This is a genomic window from Neptunomonas sp. XY-337 (assembly GCF_004959845.1).
GTDB lineage: Bacteria > Pseudomonadota > Gammaproteobacteria > Pseudomonadales > Balneatricaceae > Neptunomonas > Neptunomonas marina.
Genome location: NZ_SPLL01000002.1, coordinates 523,207 through 539,193, shown reverse-complemented (window position 1 = coordinate 539,193; position 15,987 = coordinate 523,207). Strand labels below are relative to the sequence as shown.

At 51.2% G+C, this 15,987-nt stretch carries 18 protein-coding genes; 9 read left to right on the top strand and 9 right to left on the bottom strand.

Going from position 1 to position 15,987, the window contains the following annotated elements; genetic code table 11:
* Positions 1-21 precede the first annotated feature (21 nt).
* Positions 22-369, bottom strand: coding sequence for a RidA family protein (locus E4L36_RS06155; RefSeq protein ID WP_136679857.1), 348 nt, complete (start codon positions 367-369; stop codon positions 22-24).
* A gap of 680 nt (positions 370-1,049) precedes the next feature.
* Here E4L36_RS06155 and E4L36_RS06150 point away from each other — a divergent pair.
* The 4 genes from E4L36_RS06150 to E4L36_RS06135 all read left to right on the top strand — a co-directional run bounded on the left by E4L36_RS06150 (position 1,050) and on the right by E4L36_RS06135 (position 5,180).
* Positions 1,050-1,514, top strand: coding sequence for a tripartite tricarboxylate transporter TctB family protein (locus E4L36_RS06150; RefSeq protein ID WP_127695609.1), 465 nt, complete (start codon positions 1,050-1,052; stop codon positions 1,512-1,514).
* A 12-nt stretch (positions 1,515-1,526) separates the two neighbouring features.
* A complete protein-coding gene (locus tag E4L36_RS06145; RefSeq protein WP_136679855.1) occupies positions 1,527-3,050 on the top strand; it encodes a tripartite tricarboxylate transporter permease in 1,524 nt (507 codons plus the stop codon).
* 85 nt (positions 3,051-3,135) lie between these two features.
* Positions 3,136-4,086, top strand: a complete 951-nt coding sequence (locus E4L36_RS06140; protein ID WP_136679853.1) for a tripartite tricarboxylate transporter substrate binding protein — start codon at positions 3,136-3,138, stop codon at positions 4,084-4,086.
* 161 nt (positions 4,087-4,247) lie between these two features.
* Positions 4,248-5,180, top strand: a complete 933-nt coding sequence (locus E4L36_RS06135; protein ID WP_136679851.1) for a LysR family transcriptional regulator — start codon at positions 4,248-4,250, stop codon at positions 5,178-5,180.
* Positions 5,181-5,222: 42 nt separating this feature from the next.
* Here the strand turns inward: E4L36_RS06135 and E4L36_RS06130 are convergent, their stop codons facing one another.
* Both E4L36_RS06130 and E4L36_RS06125 read right to left on the bottom strand, forming a co-directional pair.
* The gene (locus E4L36_RS06130) at positions 5,223-5,675 is read right to left on the bottom strand and encodes a GNAT family N-acetyltransferase (protein WP_136679849.1); all 453 of its coding nucleotides are present in this window, start codon (positions 5,673-5,675) and stop codon (positions 5,223-5,225) included.
* 3 nt (positions 5,676-5,678) lie between these two features.
* Complete coding sequence (locus E4L36_RS06125) at positions 5,679-6,425, bottom strand: GNAT family protein (RefSeq protein ID WP_136679847.1); 747 nt, start codon at positions 6,423-6,425, stop codon at positions 5,679-5,681.
* A gap of 285 nt (positions 6,426-6,710) precedes the next feature.
* Between E4L36_RS06125 and E4L36_RS06120 the strand changes: the two genes are divergently transcribed.
* From E4L36_RS06120 to mmsA, 5 genes are all read left to right on the top strand, one after another.
* Positions 6,711-8,174 carry a PLP-dependent aminotransferase family protein gene (locus tag E4L36_RS06120; protein WP_136679845.1) on the top strand — a complete coding sequence of 488 codons (1,464 nt, stop codon included), beginning with the start codon at positions 6,711-6,713 and terminating at the stop codon, positions 8,172-8,174.
* A 353-nt stretch (positions 8,175-8,527) separates the two neighbouring features.
* Positions 8,528-9,544 (top strand): TRAP transporter substrate-binding protein DctP, encoded by a 1,017-nt coding sequence (dctP, locus tag E4L36_RS06115; RefSeq protein ID WP_127695595.1) that lies wholly within the window; start codon positions 8,528-8,530, stop codon positions 9,542-9,544.
* Between the two features lie 67 nt (positions 9,545-9,611).
* Positions 9,612-10,247 carry a TRAP transporter small permease gene (locus E4L36_RS06110; protein WP_136679843.1) on the top strand — a complete coding sequence of 212 codons (636 nt, stop codon included), beginning with the start codon at positions 9,612-9,614 and terminating at the stop codon, positions 10,245-10,247.
* Between the two features lie 2 nt (positions 10,248-10,249).
* On the top strand, positions 10,250-11,551 hold the full coding sequence (locus tag E4L36_RS06105; protein WP_136679841.1) for a TRAP transporter large permease: 1,302 nt from the start codon (positions 10,250-10,252) through the stop codon (positions 11,549-11,551).
* A 174-nt stretch (positions 11,552-11,725) separates the two neighbouring features.
* Positions 11,726-13,252 carry a CoA-acylating methylmalonate-semialdehyde dehydrogenase gene (gene mmsA, locus E4L36_RS06100; RefSeq protein WP_136679839.1) on the top strand — a complete coding sequence of 509 codons (1,527 nt, stop codon included), beginning with the start codon at positions 11,726-11,728 and terminating at the stop codon, positions 13,250-13,252.
* A gap of 45 nt (positions 13,253-13,297) precedes the next feature.
* Here mmsA and E4L36_RS17900 read toward each other — a convergent pair whose 3' ends face one another.
* From E4L36_RS17900 to E4L36_RS06075, 6 genes are read right to left on the bottom strand one after another with little or no spacing between them, the layout of a single operon-like run.
* Positions 13,298-13,471, bottom strand: coding sequence for a hypothetical protein (locus E4L36_RS17900; protein ID WP_206064516.1), 174 nt, complete (start codon positions 13,469-13,471; stop codon positions 13,298-13,300).
* A 2-nt stretch (positions 13,472-13,473) separates the two neighbouring features.
* Positions 13,474-13,788, bottom strand: coding sequence for a hypothetical protein (locus E4L36_RS06095; protein WP_136679837.1), 315 nt, complete (start codon positions 13,786-13,788; stop codon positions 13,474-13,476).
* A 2-nt stretch (positions 13,789-13,790) separates the two neighbouring features.
* Positions 13,791-14,405: a LysE family translocator gene (locus E4L36_RS06090; protein WP_136679835.1), complete on the bottom strand. Its 615-nt coding sequence runs from the start codon at positions 14,403-14,405 to the stop codon at positions 13,791-13,793.
* A gap of 27 nt (positions 14,406-14,432) precedes the next feature.
* The gene (locus E4L36_RS06085; RefSeq protein WP_136679834.1) at positions 14,433-14,801 is read right to left on the bottom strand and encodes a VOC family protein; all 369 of its coding nucleotides are present in this window, start codon (positions 14,799-14,801) and stop codon (positions 14,433-14,435) included.
* On the bottom strand, positions 14,802-15,305 hold the full coding sequence (locus tag E4L36_RS06080; RefSeq protein WP_136679832.1) for a hypothetical protein: 504 nt from the start codon (positions 15,303-15,305) through the stop codon (positions 14,802-14,804).
* Complete coding sequence (locus E4L36_RS06075; protein WP_136679830.1) at positions 15,289-15,960, bottom strand: YoaK family protein; 672 nt, start codon at positions 15,958-15,960, stop codon at positions 15,289-15,291. Before E4L36_RS06075 ends, E4L36_RS06080 begins: the two co-directional genes overlap by 17 nt.
* Positions 15,961-15,987 lie beyond the last annotated feature (27 nt).

The window sequence follows — 15,987 nt, the reverse complement described above, 5'->3', positions numbered from 1 at the left end:
ACCGTATCAGCCTCTAAGCTATTAGAGTTTGGCGGCAACCACTTGTATTTCGACTAACAGCTCGTCTCGAGCAAGACGGGATTCAACACATGCGCGCACCGGTGGGTTTTCGCTATCAACCCAGGCATCCCATACCGCATTCATCTGCGCAAACTGGCTGATATCTGAAACCCAAATATTGGCGCTAATAAGCGCACTTTTGCTACTGCCAGCATCGGCCAACAGCGCGTCAATCTGCGCCAAGATCTGTTCCGTTTGACCGGCCATATCCTGCGATGGATCTTTAGCTACTTGGCCTGCGGTCCACACTAGGTTGGCAAAACTAACAAGCTGGCTCATGCGTTGATTTTTATGCTGGCGTTCAATCATCGGTTACTCGCTTAGATCTAATGTCGTTGATACAGCCGAATAGCGGCTGCTAAATAGATAGCTCTGAACCATCGAGAGAAGTGCAACACGTTGCAGGTGCAACGCTACCGAGAAGGACAATGTATAAAGGTGATAAGCACTCGGCAGATTAACAAGTAACCTAACCGGCTTCGAAACACTCTTTCTTATTGTTGTTGTCGGCCTGTCGTCACTAGACGATTCAGGTCAGAGCCTAAGTTAGAACTATTATTTTCCGCCAAAATCATAATAACAAATCCGATTTTTTTAATATTTAATCAGAAAAACTTATATTTTGAATGAGTACCGCGCTCAACCACGCTGATAACAATCGTTAATGCATACGAAACGTCGCCATTTCACAACCTTTATACAAATTCAAACAGCAAGCCCATTACAACTTCCGCTACCATAGTCTTATGTTCGATAAGTCAAACGGTGTGCGGATACACACTACTCACGGAAGAATAGACCTCCCCACCCAAAAACATAAGATTAACTTATGAAATCAGTGTTTTTTTCGAATTGTATCTATATAGGGTTTATTTAAACTGGTTTTAACAGTGGCCAATCGCCAGATACGCGTCAGCAATGCATTCAAGCATTGCCCGTAAGACGACATCGGCACTGGTTATAAAAATAAGAAGTTATTGGTGTTGCAAATGGATAGACGAAAAATAGACGTCGGGCTCTCGACGTTTTTGATCATCATCGCGGTGATCATTCTAACCAACGACAATCTCGCCGAAGGTGGTGCCGAAAGTGATTTGGGCATTATGTTCTTGCCACGTGCGGTAGCCGGTCTGATGATTTTATTCGCTGGCACGATTGCCATTCAGGCGTTCCAAAAACTCGCTCAGGGTAAGCCTCAAGAAGAGAATGAGATCATTTCCACCGATGGCTTCGGTGGTATTGCGATCTACATCGGCATCTTTGTCCTCTACTGGCTGGCCGTGCCCTATATCGGGTTTATGGTCACAACGCCATTCATTATGTTGGCGGTAGCCTACCTGCTGGGCGGGCGCAATTGGCTACCGATCACGGTGGTCTCGGTCGTTGTTCCTATATTGATCTATTACGGTTCGCGTGAGTTTCTGCGCGTTTACTTACCAACTTGGTCGCTATAGGAGGCACTGCAGATGTTAGACAATATTCTTAGCGGCTTCAGTTCGATTCTGGCTGTTGGCCCAATCCTCGGCATCATTTTAGGTGTAGTGGTTGGCATTATCTTTGGTGCTATTCCCGGTATCTCAGCCATCATGGCGATCGCAATCATGCTGCCCATGACCTTCTATGTTGACCCCATCATCGGCATTACGATGCTGCTGGCGGTCTACAAAGCAGGGATCTATGGCGGCTCAATCTCGGCTATTTTGATCAACACGCCGGGCGCGGCAGCCTCCTTCTTAACCGCGCAAGATGGTCATGCACTGACCAAAGCAGGTAAAGCCGGTAAAGCGCTAGATATGTCGCTATTCGCGTCCGTATCTGGAGAGATGCTGGCGACGATGGTACTGATACTCGTCGCTGCACCGATCTCGGCGATATCGCTACAAGCGGGCCCCATCGAGAAGGTCTTTCTATTGCTGTTCGCCTTCACGGTGATCGGCTCTATGGCGGGTGAATCGATTCCTCGCGGCTTACTTTCATGCTGTTTAGGTATGCTGTTTGCGATGGTCGGTATCGATTCAATCACAGGTTCCGCGCGCTTTACCTTTGGTATTGATGAGCTGATCGGCGGCTTCACCTTTACGCCGATGTTGATTGGTGTCCTTGTGATGCCGGAAGTGATCAATGTGATCCGCCGCCGCAAAATTCCTCATCACGAGCTCGCGATCACCCGCTCCCCTAACCCGGCGGACAATCGCATCAGCTTTAAAGAGTTCCGCAGTGTGTTTGGTACCATCTTGAAATCAAGCGGCATCGGTACCTTTATCGGCGCTCTGCCTGGGCTAGGCTCGAGTACAGCTGCGTTTATCGCCTATGGCGAAGGCAAACGTACTTCAAAGAACCCAGAAAAGTACGGCAAAGGCTCGGTCGAGGGCATCGCTGCTGCGGAATCCGCTAACAATGCGGTGTGTGGCTCCAGCATGATCCCGATGCTGACGCTCAGTATTCCTGGCGATGATGTTGCCGCACTGTTGATGGGTGCCTTTCTGATTCACGGCCTAACACCCGGTCCGATGATCTTCTTTGAGCACACTGAAACCATCTACGCAATCTTTGCAGGCTTCTTAATCACAGACCTGTTCCTGCTCGCTATCGCGCGCTCAGGCTTCAAGTTCTTTGTGAAGATGGCATCGCTGCGCCGTTATTACATCTTCCCATGTGTGACGGTGTTCGCCTTTACCGGCGCCTTCACCGCGGGCCAAAACATGAACGACATCTTGGTGTTGATCGCCTTTACGGTACTGGGCTACGGCATGCGTATTGTGGGCTTGAACCCGGCGGTCTTCATCATCGGCTTTATCTTGACACCCTTCCTCGAGCAGAACCTGGATCAGGCATTCGCTATTGTCGGTGACGACTATGGACGCTTCTTCGCCTCACCGTTCTCTTGGGTGTTTATCGCGCTATCGGCTTTCTTCGTGTTGTCTAGCGCACGCATGAAAGCAAAAGCCGCAAAGCGCGCTTCAGCACAAGGAGAGGAGAGCCCCGCCTAGCTGAGCAAACGATTTCACGGCGGTGCGCACGGTCGCACCGCTTGAAAAAATGAACGTCAATAAAAATAAATGAAAGGAAGTTGGTATGAAAAGCCCTAAAAAAACTCTGTTATCTCTGGCAACAGCAGTCGCGATGACTGTTGCATCAGGTGCGGCGCTTGCGGCCTACCCTGAAAAACCGATTCAGGTCATTGTACCTTGGGGTGCTGGCGGTGACTCCGACTTAACAACGCGCATCTGGGCAGACGCGGTCGAGAAAGAGCTAGGTGTACCGGTTGTTGTCGTTAATAAGCCAGGCGGTGGCGGTGTTGTGGGTACGTCATTCGTTGCTCGTGCGAAAGCCGATGGCTACACGCTCATCAATGCAGGTTTGAGCAACATGCTGGTGACGCCTAACTTCACCAAAACGCCTTACAGCTTTGATAGCTTCGAGCCGGTTGTAAAATTCACGTCAGTGCCTTTGGCCGTCGTGGTAGCCAAGGACAGCCCGTACCAAGACTTCGACCAGTTCATTAAAGGTGCCAATAGCAAAACACTGACCCAAGGCTCTTGGGGTGCGTCGTCTTCTGGTACGATTATGGCGAACATCATCGCAAACCAGTCGGGCTATAACGTGAAGTACGTTCACGCAAAAGGCGCAGCTGCGTCCATGGTATCGGTTGTAGGTGGTCACATCGACTCTGCGGTTTCCTTCCCACCTGCATTCGGTCCACACGTCAAAGCAGATCGTGCCCGCATCTTGGTAATGGATCAGAAGATGGATGCCTTCCCAGGCGTGCCAACCTTCTCTGACTATGGCATCAAAGGTAGCTTTGGCGGCTGGTCTGGTGTCTTTGCCCCGAAAGGTGTACCGGCAGAAGTTGTTGAGAAACTGAACGCGGCAACCGCGAAAGTGATGAAAGACCCAGAAGTGCTGAAAGCATACGAAAACATAGGCGCATTGGTGGACTATCGATACGGCCCAGAGTGGATCTCTGACCTAAAAGCAACTTATGCGATCTACACCGAAGAAGCTGCTCGCACGAGCAAGAAGTAACCATTCGCGTTATCCACCTCACCCGCTGTTCTAGCGGGTGAGTCTCTCCAGCCTTGCTGCAACTCACGGCTCCATACATTCCGCACCATCTTCTCATTGATATAAGCTAGAAATACGGAATAATAAGGTTTATCAGATTTTCTAATATATAGGTCGTTGCCATGAACCTAAAACAGATGGAAGCCTTCCGTGCCGTGATGCTTGCAGGCTCAGTCTCTCAAGCCGCTAAGCAGCTTTTTCGCACCCAACCTGCGGTCAGTATGATGATTAGCTCTCTGGAGGAGGAGATCGGCTTCCAGCTGTTTGAGCGCCATAAAAAACGACTCTACCCAACGCCTGAAGCGGAGTATCTGTACCGCGAAATCGAAGCGATCTTTAATCGCATCCAAGATGTGAGCCAAACGGTCCAAGATATCCAGAACAAGCAGTACGGTTTTTTGCGTATCGGCTGTATGCCCGGCCCATCCACCTTCTTTATGCCTAACCTGCTCGCCGACTTTCTAGAGGAGCACCCCAAGGTACAGGCCTCCTTACAAACCCGTACCTCAGATCTTGTCGCAGAGTGGGTTGCCTCAAACCAATATGACCTTGGGCTGGCCGAGGTTACCCAACACCAGTCGCAACTCTCGCTTGATGATCGCTTTACGCTACCGTGCTGTGTCGCGATACCGGCAGATCATCCGCTTGCTCAAGAGGAGGAGCTCAACACCGCCTTGCTCGATGGTGAGCCGATGATCACACTGCACCCTGATCATATGATTTTCCATGACCTCCTGAAGGAGTTTGAAAACAACGGACATCGGATGAACGTGCGCTTGCAGACGCGCTTTTTTATCCCTGCACTCACCTTTGTGGAGCGCGGCCTTGGCGTTTGTGTCATGGACTTGATCTCCGTCGATAGCTATCAAGGCTACGCAAGCCCCGGCAAGGTGGTGTTTCGGCGCTTTAATCCCGAAGTCGAGCTCAATATAGGTATCTTCTACCCCGACGACACACCGCGTTCTATGATCACTCAAGCCTTTGCCGAACGCTTACGCACCCGTCTAGATAGCATCCAAGCCAACCACGCCACTTTGCTTAATTGGGGTAGCTAAACGGGCCTGTCAGGTTTTGTGCTTAAAACTTGGCAGGAGCCCCTAGCAATCCGTATTCAATTGGTAGGTCTGCCAAAGTGTTTTATCGGCAATACGGTCATAAACGGCCCGCGCACGGTAGTTATTCTCCGCGGTAATCCAACGCACGAACGGCCAGTTCTGCGCTTGGGCTTCCTGCTGTAAACGCGCGAACATCTGCTCGGCCACACCTCGACTACGACAATCTGGATCGACAAACAGATCATCCAAGAAGCCAACTTCAGCCCCGCGCAGCGGCGATGGCATACCACGGTAGTGCATCAAACCGACACCATTACCCCATTCGTCTTTTGCAATCAGGGCGAAAAAGCGGTTGTTCGGGTCAAAAATCCACTGCCATACGGTGTTGAGTGTCTCATCTGTCATAGGCATGTTGTAGAACTCGGCATAACCTTTATAGAGCACTTCCCATGCTGATCTATCGCCGGTATGCAACGCTTTAACAGATACATTCATCTCTTACTCCTTGTCTGCTCTAAAGTGACGTAGTGGTTGCTGCTGCTTGCCCTGTGCATCAAAATTTTCAGGGGCGAGCCACCCTTCAAACATCGCTTTAACGTGTGGCCACTCACGATCAATAATTGAAAACCAAGCGGTATCGCGGCTGCGATTTTTATACACAACCGCTTGGCGAAAAATGCCTTCAAAGCTAAAACCAAAGCGCTCGGCGGCGCGTTTTGAGGGGGCATTGTGGCTGTCACATTTCCATTCAAAGCGGCGATAGCCTAGCTCATCAAACACGCGGCTCATCAACAGAAATATCGCTTCTGATGACATCGGCGTACGCTGCATACGTGGCGAGAAGTGGATATGGCCCACTTCGATAACGCCCATGCGTGGATCAATACGCATCAGCGCCGCCATACCAACGGCTAGCCCGCTAGCCTGATCGATCACGGTGTAGAAAAGCGGGTCATCGCCACAACACGTCTCGACTAAATATCGGTCAAAAGCCTCATAATCTGTAAACGGCTCAGCGAATAGATAGGTCCAGTTTTTGCCGCTCATGTCCAACGCAAAAGCATCGAACAACGGCCTAGCGTGATGCTCTGGAGCCATCGGCTCAAGCCGACAAAAACGCCCCACGAGAGGCGTGCTCGGTGGGCTTTGACACGGCACCCAACTCTCCAATGTCGGACCAATGGGTTGCCCAAGTTCGTTCTGATATAGATCACGTGATGCGGTAAACAGCGGCTCTGTTTTCATAACAACTCCTATACGCCTGTCTCGCCGGAGTAAGCCAAACCATGCCGGCACTCCAATAACGTAAACGCAGCATAAAGCCACCAATGGATCCATAGAAGATCCATTTTAAGAACACATACAGGAACCACTTTCACGTAAATTTAGCTTTGCAAGACGGAAATGGCCCTATTTGGTACCAAACGCTGGCACTACCTCCGAAGGTTTAGTACCAATAAGATTCACTTTATAAGAATAAAAACCCCTTGTTCATGGCGCAGTAGCATACCGCCCAAGGAGCTAAAACAGATGTTAAACCACCTTTTTCATCTCTCTCCTGATAGTGAATCCAGTTTGCAGCAGCAGATTCGGGAGCAGATCAGTAAAGCCATTATCGATGGGCATATTCCACCCGATCTACCGCTGCCCTCAACACGCAAACTTGCGCAAATGCTTGGTGTATCGCGCAATACCGTGATCTTGGCGTACGAGCACCTAATGTACGATGGCTACCTGATCTCACGTGAACGCGCCGGTTTCTATGTTAACGATGAGATCCTCAAAAGCTCCGTCAAAGAGGAGCGGCCCGTGGCGATCGAAAGCGGCAACAAGCCCGACTGGGACCAGTGCCTGAAGTTGCGCCCCACCGAGCGTAAGCTCAACAAAGTACACCGTTGGCGGGACTACCCTTACCCATTTATTTATGGCCAGCTAGACCCCAAGATGTTCCCAACCAACCATTGGCGCGAATGTTGTAAAGAGGCAGTTTCGGTACAGGCGATTGGCGACTGGGCCGGTGACCGCTATGACGACGATGATGCCCTCCTTGTAGAGCAGATTCACTCACGCTTACTGCCACGCAGAGGCGTCTGGGCGGAGCCTGATGAGATCCTGATTACGGTGGGCGCCCAACACGCGCTTTATATGCTGATGCGGGTTTTGCTCAACCAAACAACGCGCTTCGGTTTAGAGGACCCAGGCTATCCTGATCTTATCCATATGGCCGCCTGCACCGGCACACGGATTAAAAACCTCTCCATCGACCAAGACGGTCTAGAAACCGGAGAGCAACTGCGCGATTGCGACCTGATCTTCACCACCCCAAGCCACCAGTTCCCCACCACCGTAACAATGCCATTGGCGCGGCGCCAAGCCCTATTAGAGCAAGCTTCGCGTGATAACTTTTTAATCATTGAAGATGATTATGAGTGCGAAACCAGCTTTGCTGCCAATCCAACACCAGCGCTGAAAAGCTTAGATAAAAACGACCGCGTTATCTATATTGGCAGCCTCTCTAAAACCCTATCGCCCGGCTTACGGCTGGGGTATATGGTTGGGCCCAAACCTCTGATTCAAGAGATCCGAGAATTTCGCCGCATGATGCTGCGCCACCCGCCGATGAATAACCAACGCTCGGTTGGTCTCTTTCTCCATCGCGGGTACCACGACTCACTGGTGCGCAGTATTGTGCAGGTCTATGAAGAGCGCTGGAAAGCGGTGAGTGATGCGCTACAAAGCTGCCTGCCTGCCTCAGCGAAACCACCGGTGTTTGGCGGTTCCGCCTATTGGGTTAAGGGCCCCGATGGTTTAGATGCCCGAGAGCTGAAGCGTTTGGCCCTCGAGCGCGGTGTCGTTATCGAATCAGGGGATATCTACTTTCACCGCGCTAACCCACCTCAACAATTTTTCCGCTTGGGTTACTCCTCGATCGCCACCGAGCGGATTCGGCCAGGTATTGAGCGCCTAGCGGCGTTAATAGGTGAGCTTACCTAAGCGCATATTGGGCAATGGATACTGCCCCTCTCCTCTCACACATCATGTCCTTAAACAGCATATACTGCTCGGCCTTATCGTTACTTTGCTTAGCTAAAGCCCACACCTAAAGCAGCGCAATCTTCACAACCAACTCCTCTACAAGCCCCATAAATACTAGCGATACAGCCTGGTTCTATATTTCGGGTTAGCGTTGGGCCTATTGGCTATTGGAGCGCCAAATTTATATTGAAGTGGCTCCGACAACGCGGTCTTGTCTTACCAAAATCCACGTTGTCGGACTCGGACTATCAAAGCGCAGCGTGAACTTTTGCTGCCCTTTAGCGACAACAATAACAATCACCGAGGTAACTATGAAAATAACGACTCGTGCAAAGACTCTGCTCTCTACTTGCGTCCTATCTGCTGCCCTAACACTGCCTAGCGTGCAAACAGCACAGGCGGAAGAGCTGATGCTCGGCCACGCCTACCCTGCCGATCACATCTTCCATATGACATCCACCACCTTCATGGATGAGCTCAAGAAAACCGGTGCCGATATCGAGGTGGACTACCACCCAGGCGGAGCGCTAGGTGACTGGGCATCGATTTTTGAGCAAAGCATGGAAGGTGTTGTACCGATGACCATGAGCTTCGGTGCTTCCGAGTACGATCCTCGCCTTGATCTTTCTTGGTTGAGTTATGTGGTAGATGATTGGGCACAAGCACGCGAAGTGTACGGGCCAAACGGCAAAATGACTGATGTCTACAACGAGATTCTCAACGATCTCGACTTAGTGGTGCTAGGTATCATCCCAACGGGCTTCGGCTCCATCGCGATGCGCAAAGGCGTTGAAGAGACACCCACCAACTTCCCAGCGGACGGTAAGGGCATCAAGATGCGTGTACCGGCGATCCCTATCGGTATCGAGCGCTACAAGAGCTTCGGCTTCACACCCGTACCGATGCCTTTCTCTGAACTCTACACGGCTCTCCAGCTCGGTACGATTGATGCACGTGGCACCGCACCTTCGGTTGAGATCTGGCAGATGCGTGATGTTATCGAAAGCTACATTCTTACCAAAGATTACTTCGAGCACGCCTTCTGGGTTGTGAACAAATCGTGGCTGGAAGACCTACCAGCAGCTGAGCGCACTAAGTTAGTGGCAGCAGCAGATGCAACCATGGCGAAAGTTTGGGATGAAGCGCAAGCGATCGATGAAGGCTTCCTCGATAAAGTACGCGGTAGCGGTGTGAAAGTCGTCGAGCTATCACCTGAACAGATGGCGAAAGCGAAAGAGATTCTGTACGCCAATGAGTGGCCATTTATGGAGAAAGTGGTTGGCGCAGACATTATGAACATGATGCGCAAAATTGCAGGCATCAACTGATCCTTACGGTCAACCGGCGCTAGAGCGTGTGCTCGGCGCCCTTTCTGCTTTACATAGGATCAGTACCATGAACAACAACACACCTCAGTCAGTGGGCTATACCAAGATCTACGACTACGACCCTGATCTTAGCTCGCACCCAATGCCACCCCATCTACATGCGGTACCCGATACAGCCAACAACCGCTTAGATGGCTACCTTTTACGTTTTGAGCGCCTACTTAACGTTACGTTTCGCAGCTTGATGATTTTGGCAGGCCTTGGGCTTGCGCTACTCATGTTTACTCAAGTGGTGCTGCGCTATTTATTAAATTCTCCCTTCAGTGGTATTGAAGAAGCGTCAATTCTGCTGGCGGTTTGGATCTACTTTTTAGGCATGGGTTACGCCACTCGCGAACGCGAGCATATTCATGGCGGGATTGTCAGCCTAGTTGTGAAAGACCCCTACAAAGTGAAACTTATCCGCTTTATCGGCTCAATTACCTGCATGTTAGCCGCCATTCTGTTCGGTTACTTCGCATGTAAATATGCCCTAAAAGAGATCGATAAAGGCCGCGTCAGTATCAACCTGCGTTGGCCAAGAGGTATCTGGAGCGCCAGTATGATTGTCGGCTTTGCCATGATGGTCGGCTACTTTCTGCTCGAAACTATCAATGAGTGGCGCGATATACGCCGCATGAAACGCAGCCAAAAAGGAGCCTGACGATGACGCTGTTTCTTATCGCGATGGCGGTTGTTATCGTGCTAATCCTGATCGAAATTCCCGTGGCGTTTGCCTTTGGCATCGGCGCTGTGCTGTTCGCCTACACCACAGGCAACAACATCTCATTTCTTATTCCGCATGGCTTCAAGACCGCCAGCGGCTTTGCATTGCTGGCGTTGCCGCTGTTTATATTCGCTGGTCTTCTGATGGCCGAAGGGGGTATATCAGAGCGCCTACTGAACTTCGTTAACGCTATCGTTGGGCGCATTAAAGGCGGGCTCGGAGCTGTGACCGTGTTGACCTGCGCGCTGTTTGGTGCAATTTCCGGCAGCTCTTCAGCGGCGATTGCGGCCGTTGGCCAGATCATGATTCCGCGTATGATTCGCGAAGGCTACCCCGCGGGGCACGCCACAGCGCTGGTCGCGTGTTCATCGGTTCTTGCTCTGCTGATCCCACCGAGCATTCCGATGATCGTGTTCTCGATCACAGGAGGTATTTCTGTAGGCGCGGCGTTCCTATCAACGATTATTCCGGGCATTATCCTGACCATCGTTTACTGCTTACTCAATATCTGGTTCCTACGTAACGATCCAAATATTGAGGTCGCAGCACCGCTGCCCTTTAAAGAGGCTGCCAAAGGCGTGGTGAAAACCGGCCAAAGTGCCGCCTTTGCACTACTGATGCCACTGCTGATCTTAGGCGCAATCTACAGTGGTATCGCTACGCCAACAGAGGCGGCGGCGATTGCCGTGATGTATGCAATCCCCGTGGGTTTGTTCATCTATAAAGGCATGACTTTACGCAGCTTAGGCTCCGTTACGGTGCGTGCGGTTACCATGACAGGCTCCATTATGGCGGTACTCTTTTTCCTCTTTATCATGAGCCGTGCCATGATTTTGGAGCAAGTACCGCGCGACCTTGCACAAAGCCTGTTACAGATCACTGAGAACAAATATATTCTGCTGCTGATGATCAATCTGCTGTTACTGCTTATTGGCATGATCGTCGATGATATCTCGGGCAGTGTGCTGGCAGCGATTATCTTCCTTCCCATCATCAATGAACTAGGGATCGATCCTATCCACTTTGCGGCGGTGGTCGGTGTCAACCTTGGCCTTGGGAATGTGTCCCCTCCTTGTGCACCCATGCTCTACATGGCTGGCGGGGTCAGCAAGCTATCCCTTGACCGCTACATTAAACCCACGCTCAAGTTCTTGGTATTCGGCCACTTACCGATGGTGTTTCTCGTGACCTTTGTACCAGAGCTGTCGCTTTTCTTGCCCAAATTACTGATGGGCTACTAGTTGAACTTTTCACGCTGCTGAGGCGTTCGGGCTTCGATTTCGGAGCCCTTTTTTTACCACCCGCGTTGGAACTACATCTCACAAATTCGTGGATCTACGGCCTCAGAACCGCGCAACTTTATAGTGATGTTACTCGCGAATAACGCTTTAACCTGACACTAACGGAATATAACAATGACAAACTACATTAAGATAAAAAACCATATTAATGGCCAGTGGCTAGATGAAACGAATGGCCAGTATGAACCATTGAAAAACCCATCCACCGGTGCCGTTATCGGTGAAGTTCCGCTGTCCTCAGTGGAAACGTCTCGTGCCGCCGTTGCCGCTGCAGCCGAGGCCTTTCCTGCTTGGAGCGCAACGCCGCTGCCAAAACGTATGGACTACATCTTCAAGATGCAGCAAGCGATGAAAGATAACCTAGAGATGCTGGCTGAATCGATCGCCATCGACCAAGCCAAGCATATCGCTGAGGCGCGCGGTGAGGTGGGGCGCGTTATCGAAATCCTGCAGATGGCCTGCACGATCCCCGCACTAGTACAGGGTGAAACCGTTCAAGGCATCGCCAATAACATCAACGGACGGCTGATCAAAGCGCCGCTTGGCGTATTTTGTGGTGTTGCCCCTTTTAACTTCCCAGCACTGGTGTTTGGTTGGTTTATCCCCTTCGCCATTGGCACCGGAAACACCTTTGTTTATAAGCCTTCAACAGAGTCTCCGCTGTTCATGCAGAAGATGATGCAACTGTTGGTGGAGATCGGTCTGCCAGAGGGCGTGGTCAATATTGTTCATGGCGACCGCGAAACAGTCGAAGCTTGGTACGAAGATGACAACGTCGCAGGTGTTTGTCTGGTGGGTTCCACACCAACCGCAAAGGCGATCGCCGAAGGGTGTGGCCGCAGCGGTAAGAAAACCATGCTGCTAGGGGGTGCCAAGAACTTCTTGGTGGCGATGGAAGATGCGCCAATGGACTTGATGATCGAGAACATTTTGATGTCCGGTTACGGCTCAGCAGGCCAGCGCTGTCTTGCGGTCTCTAATATCGTAGTGGTGCCAGAGATCTACGATGAATTTGTAGAGCGCCTGTTGGAAGCTTCTAAGAATGTCACGGTTGGTGATGCGATGGATCCAGATGTGTTTATGGGCCCTGTTATCTCTGCCAAAGCGAAAGAGCGGATCGAGAACTACATTGAGATCGGCCAGCAAGAGGGCGCTACCCTTGCGCTAGATGGCCGTAATCCTGATGTCGCCGCTGCAAATAAAGATGGCTACTTTGTCGGCCCAACGATTTTCACTGATGTAACACCGTGCATGCAGATCGCTCGCGAAGAGATCTTTGGCCCGGTACTTAGCGTGATGAAGGTAGGCTGCATCAACGGTGCGTTGCGTGCTATTAAAAATCACGAGATGGGCAACGGCGCGGTCATCTTCACCCAAAACAGCTACTACACCGAGAAGTTTATCAACGAAGCAGATGTAGGCATGGTGGGCGTTAACGTGGGCATTTGCGCGCCGCACCCTTACCTACCCTTTGGCGGTATCAAAGGCTCGTTAGTGGGTAACAATAAGGTGCAAGGTAAGGACGCAATCGACTTCTTTACCCAAAGCAAAGTGGCGACCGTCCGCGTGGTTGACCCGAAAGCGGGTGAAGCGACACCGGCTGGCGGCAACTCCGATGTGCGTAGCTGCGTAGCATCTTAAAAGATGCCTAATGCCAACATGCCCAGCACCGCTGGGCATGTTTATCTAACCAAAGTAATAGATATGCAGCCCAATGGGCACGAGTGCTAGAGCTAACGAAACACACAACCCGATCAAGCTAGGCCGAATTAATAGGCTCTTTTTAGGGTTCTTGGGGTTATAAAATACCCGCACCTGCCCCTTCTCAAGATGCGTTACCCCTTTGAGCTGAGCTTGCAAGATCACACCTTTCGGTGCTGCAACAACCACCCATGCGACACTTTAGAGCCTTCATAACTCACACCATCAACCACATATCGGTAGAGCGCTTTTATCGTATGGCTATGGTAATTGTCATCAGTGATACTGCGGCGCGTGCCCAGCTCTAGCAACTCACCTGCAACGCTCGGCCAGCGTCTGGCGCGCATCTGCATCCACGAAGAGAAGCTCAGCATCAAAAGCGCATACAAAGAGATCCCAAAGAGGACGCCTGCCCGCTCACCCGCCATTAGTAACTGCCAATGGCCAGACAGATAACCCCATATCGACTCGTACAAAATTATGCCCGCTCACTCATCGCCAACTTCACGCCTAATGCAGCAAAACTAGCGGCAAAGCCACGCTGCATAGTCCGCGCTACCTTTTCCGAGCGTAACAACCAACGGCTGACATAATGGGCAAGCGCGCCATAGAGCAGAAAAACAGCGAGCGTCATGCCCATAAAGACAAGACCAAGCAAAGACATATCCAGCATCGGTGTCGTACTCGATGCAGGCAGAAACTGTGGCAAAAACGCGAGAAAGAAAAGCGTCAGTTTCGGGTTTAAAATATTGATGAAGAGCCCTTTCGAGGCGATGCTAAGCAAGCTAGCGGCAGGCGCCTCTCCTAGGCCAAAACCACCACTCGCACGCCACATCGACCATGCCATAAACAATAGATACGCAACGCCTGCAAATTTCACAAACTGAAATGCCATCGCACTGGTATGTAGCAACGCCGCAAGCCCAAAAATACTCGCCAACAGGGCGGGCACAATGCCAACCGTGCAGCCAATGGCAGCAAAACAGCTGGCCCGAACGCCCAGAAACAACCCGGTTGATAGCGTGTATAGAACACCAGTGCCGGGAATAAGCACCACAACCAGTGAGGTGATCAGAAATTCTGCAGTAAGCATACAAGCGCTCCTATCGTGCGGTGACGATTAGTCAGTGTTCTGCCCTATGCGCCACAGCACGCCGCTAGGGTCCCAAAGTACAAAATCACGCATCTGCCAAGGGCGATCTTCGGGCGGTTCTGCGCGCACCTGATATTTGGCCACTAAATTAGTAGTAAGAATATGCTGCCACCACGCCTCCACATCTTCGACTAACAAATGCATCACCATGTTGTTGGCAAACTCCGCTTGGTAGTAGTTTTGCAGCAAAAAGCTCGTTGTTCCTAAACGCAGGTAGGCGAGCTCATCAGACTGCCAAGCCAACTCAAAACCAAGATCCTGATAGAACGCTAACGACTGTGTAAAGGTTTTAGCAGGAACAAAGGTTTTCAGCTCGACAGGGGTTAAGTTTTCCATTCAATGAACCTCTTGTAAGTGAGTGCCGCACTCACTCTGCGGCAGCATCGCAGGGTCTAAATCGGGCATGTTTTGCGCCTGCTGGGCACCCCACAACACCATGACAAACATCAGCACCGGTAACATGAGTAACCCAACGGCCTTAAAAACCGCCACGCGGCCAACACTAACGCGGGTGGGTTTCATCACTTTGACATGCTGGGGCGGAAAGCGCTGCTCCTTCAAGCTCTTAAGGCCCAACGGTAGTGTCAACACAGCGACCACAACCAGTGTGAACAACGGTATACCGATAAAGATAATCTGCCAAAAGTAGCGCAGCGCGCTGATACCGAATAGCTGAACACATTGCGGGCGGTTTACGAACTCGTTAAACCAGGGAAGAAATAACCAGTGATGCAGCCCCATAAGCCCAGCAGCAAGGGTTAACAAGCCGATCACTCGGATTAACTTCTCTCGCGGGCTATATTGAGTAGCCCATTCGGTCGTATCATTCGGTACTGTCAAAACGCTGCTCCACTAGATAGACCCGATACAGGAAAGCCAACCCTAGGCAGACGCCAATAGGCAACAGTAACGTCATAAAGTGATACTCGCGGAACAACCATGCGCCTAGTGCGCCGCCACCGATAAAACCGCTGATAATCAGTAAAAACAGCTGGGCTTTACGCCGATCAAACGGCTCGCCTCGCCAACGAGCGCCGAGCATAATGCCAAGGTCAGTGAAGATACCGGTCATATGAGTCGTGCGTACAATAGCGCCACTGTATGTTGTGGCCAGTGCATTTTGTAAGCCACAAGCAGCGGACGCAAAGTAATGGCCGTGATACGAACCAAAGTATAGCAACCCAAGTGCCACCAAAAGTAAGGCGGCCTCCAGCAGTAAGGCGGTGTCATAGTGCCGCCCAAGCTTGAGCGTTGCGCCGTGTAATAGCGCACCCGCAACCACCGAGCCCGCTACAAAAGAGACGAGTAATAGCACTAAGTGTAATAGCGCTGAGCTAGGGTTTGTTAGATGCGTTCCGAGTAACGTCGCTGTCCCAGATAAGTGCGAGACGGCTTGGTGCTCAAATCCTAAGAGGGCGATGGCGTTCACGACTCCTGCCACCAGCGCCAATACAAAAGCGCCCAACTCAACCCACTTAGGTAGCCGCGAGATCACCGTCGCTCCTCCTTTCTAAGTCAATTC

Bases quoted from the DNA above. Each gene is read 5' to 3' on its own strand.
- E4L36_RS06155 (WP_136679857.1), bottom strand. From the start codon at position 369: ATGATTGAACGCCAGCATAAAAATCAACGCATGAGCCAGCTTGTTAGT.
- E4L36_RS06150 (WP_127695609.1), top strand. From the start codon at position 1,050: ATGGATAGACGAAAAATAGACGTCGGGCTCTCGACGTTTTTGATCATC.
- E4L36_RS06145 (WP_136679855.1), top strand. From the start codon at position 1,527: ATGTTAGACAATATTCTTAGCGGCTTCAGTTCGATTCTGGCTGTTGGC.
- E4L36_RS06140 (WP_136679853.1), top strand. From the start codon at position 3,136: ATGAAAAGCCCTAAAAAAACTCTGTTATCTCTGGCAACAGCAGTCGCG.
- E4L36_RS06135 (WP_136679851.1), top strand. From the start codon at position 4,248: ATGAACCTAAAACAGATGGAAGCCTTCCGTGCCGTGATGCTTGCAGGC.
- E4L36_RS06130 (WP_136679849.1), bottom strand. From the start codon at position 5,675: ATGAATGTATCTGTTAAAGCGTTGCATACCGGCGATAGATCAGCATGG.
- E4L36_RS06125 (WP_136679847.1), bottom strand. From the start codon at position 6,425: ATGAAAACAGAGCCGCTGTTTACCGCATCACGTGATCTATATCAGAAC.
- E4L36_RS06120 (WP_136679845.1), top strand. From the start codon at position 6,711: ATGTTAAACCACCTTTTTCATCTCTCTCCTGATAGTGAATCCAGTTTG.
- dctP (WP_127695595.1), top strand. From the start codon at position 8,528: ATGAAAATAACGACTCGTGCAAAGACTCTGCTCTCTACTTGCGTCCTA.
- E4L36_RS06110 (WP_136679843.1), top strand. From the start codon at position 9,612: ATGAACAACAACACACCTCAGTCAGTGGGCTATACCAAGATCTACGAC.
- E4L36_RS06105 (WP_136679841.1), top strand. From the start codon at position 10,250: ATGACGCTGTTTCTTATCGCGATGGCGGTTGTTATCGTGCTAATCCTG.
- mmsA (WP_136679839.1), top strand. From the start codon at position 11,726: ATGACAAACTACATTAAGATAAAAAACCATATTAATGGCCAGTGGCTA.
- E4L36_RS06090 (WP_136679835.1), bottom strand. From the start codon at position 14,405: ATGCTTACTGCAGAATTTCTGATCACCTCACTGGTTGTGGTGCTTATT.
- E4L36_RS06085 (WP_136679834.1), bottom strand. From the start codon at position 14,801: ATGGAAAACTTAACCCCTGTCGAGCTGAAAACCTTTGTTCCTGCTAAA.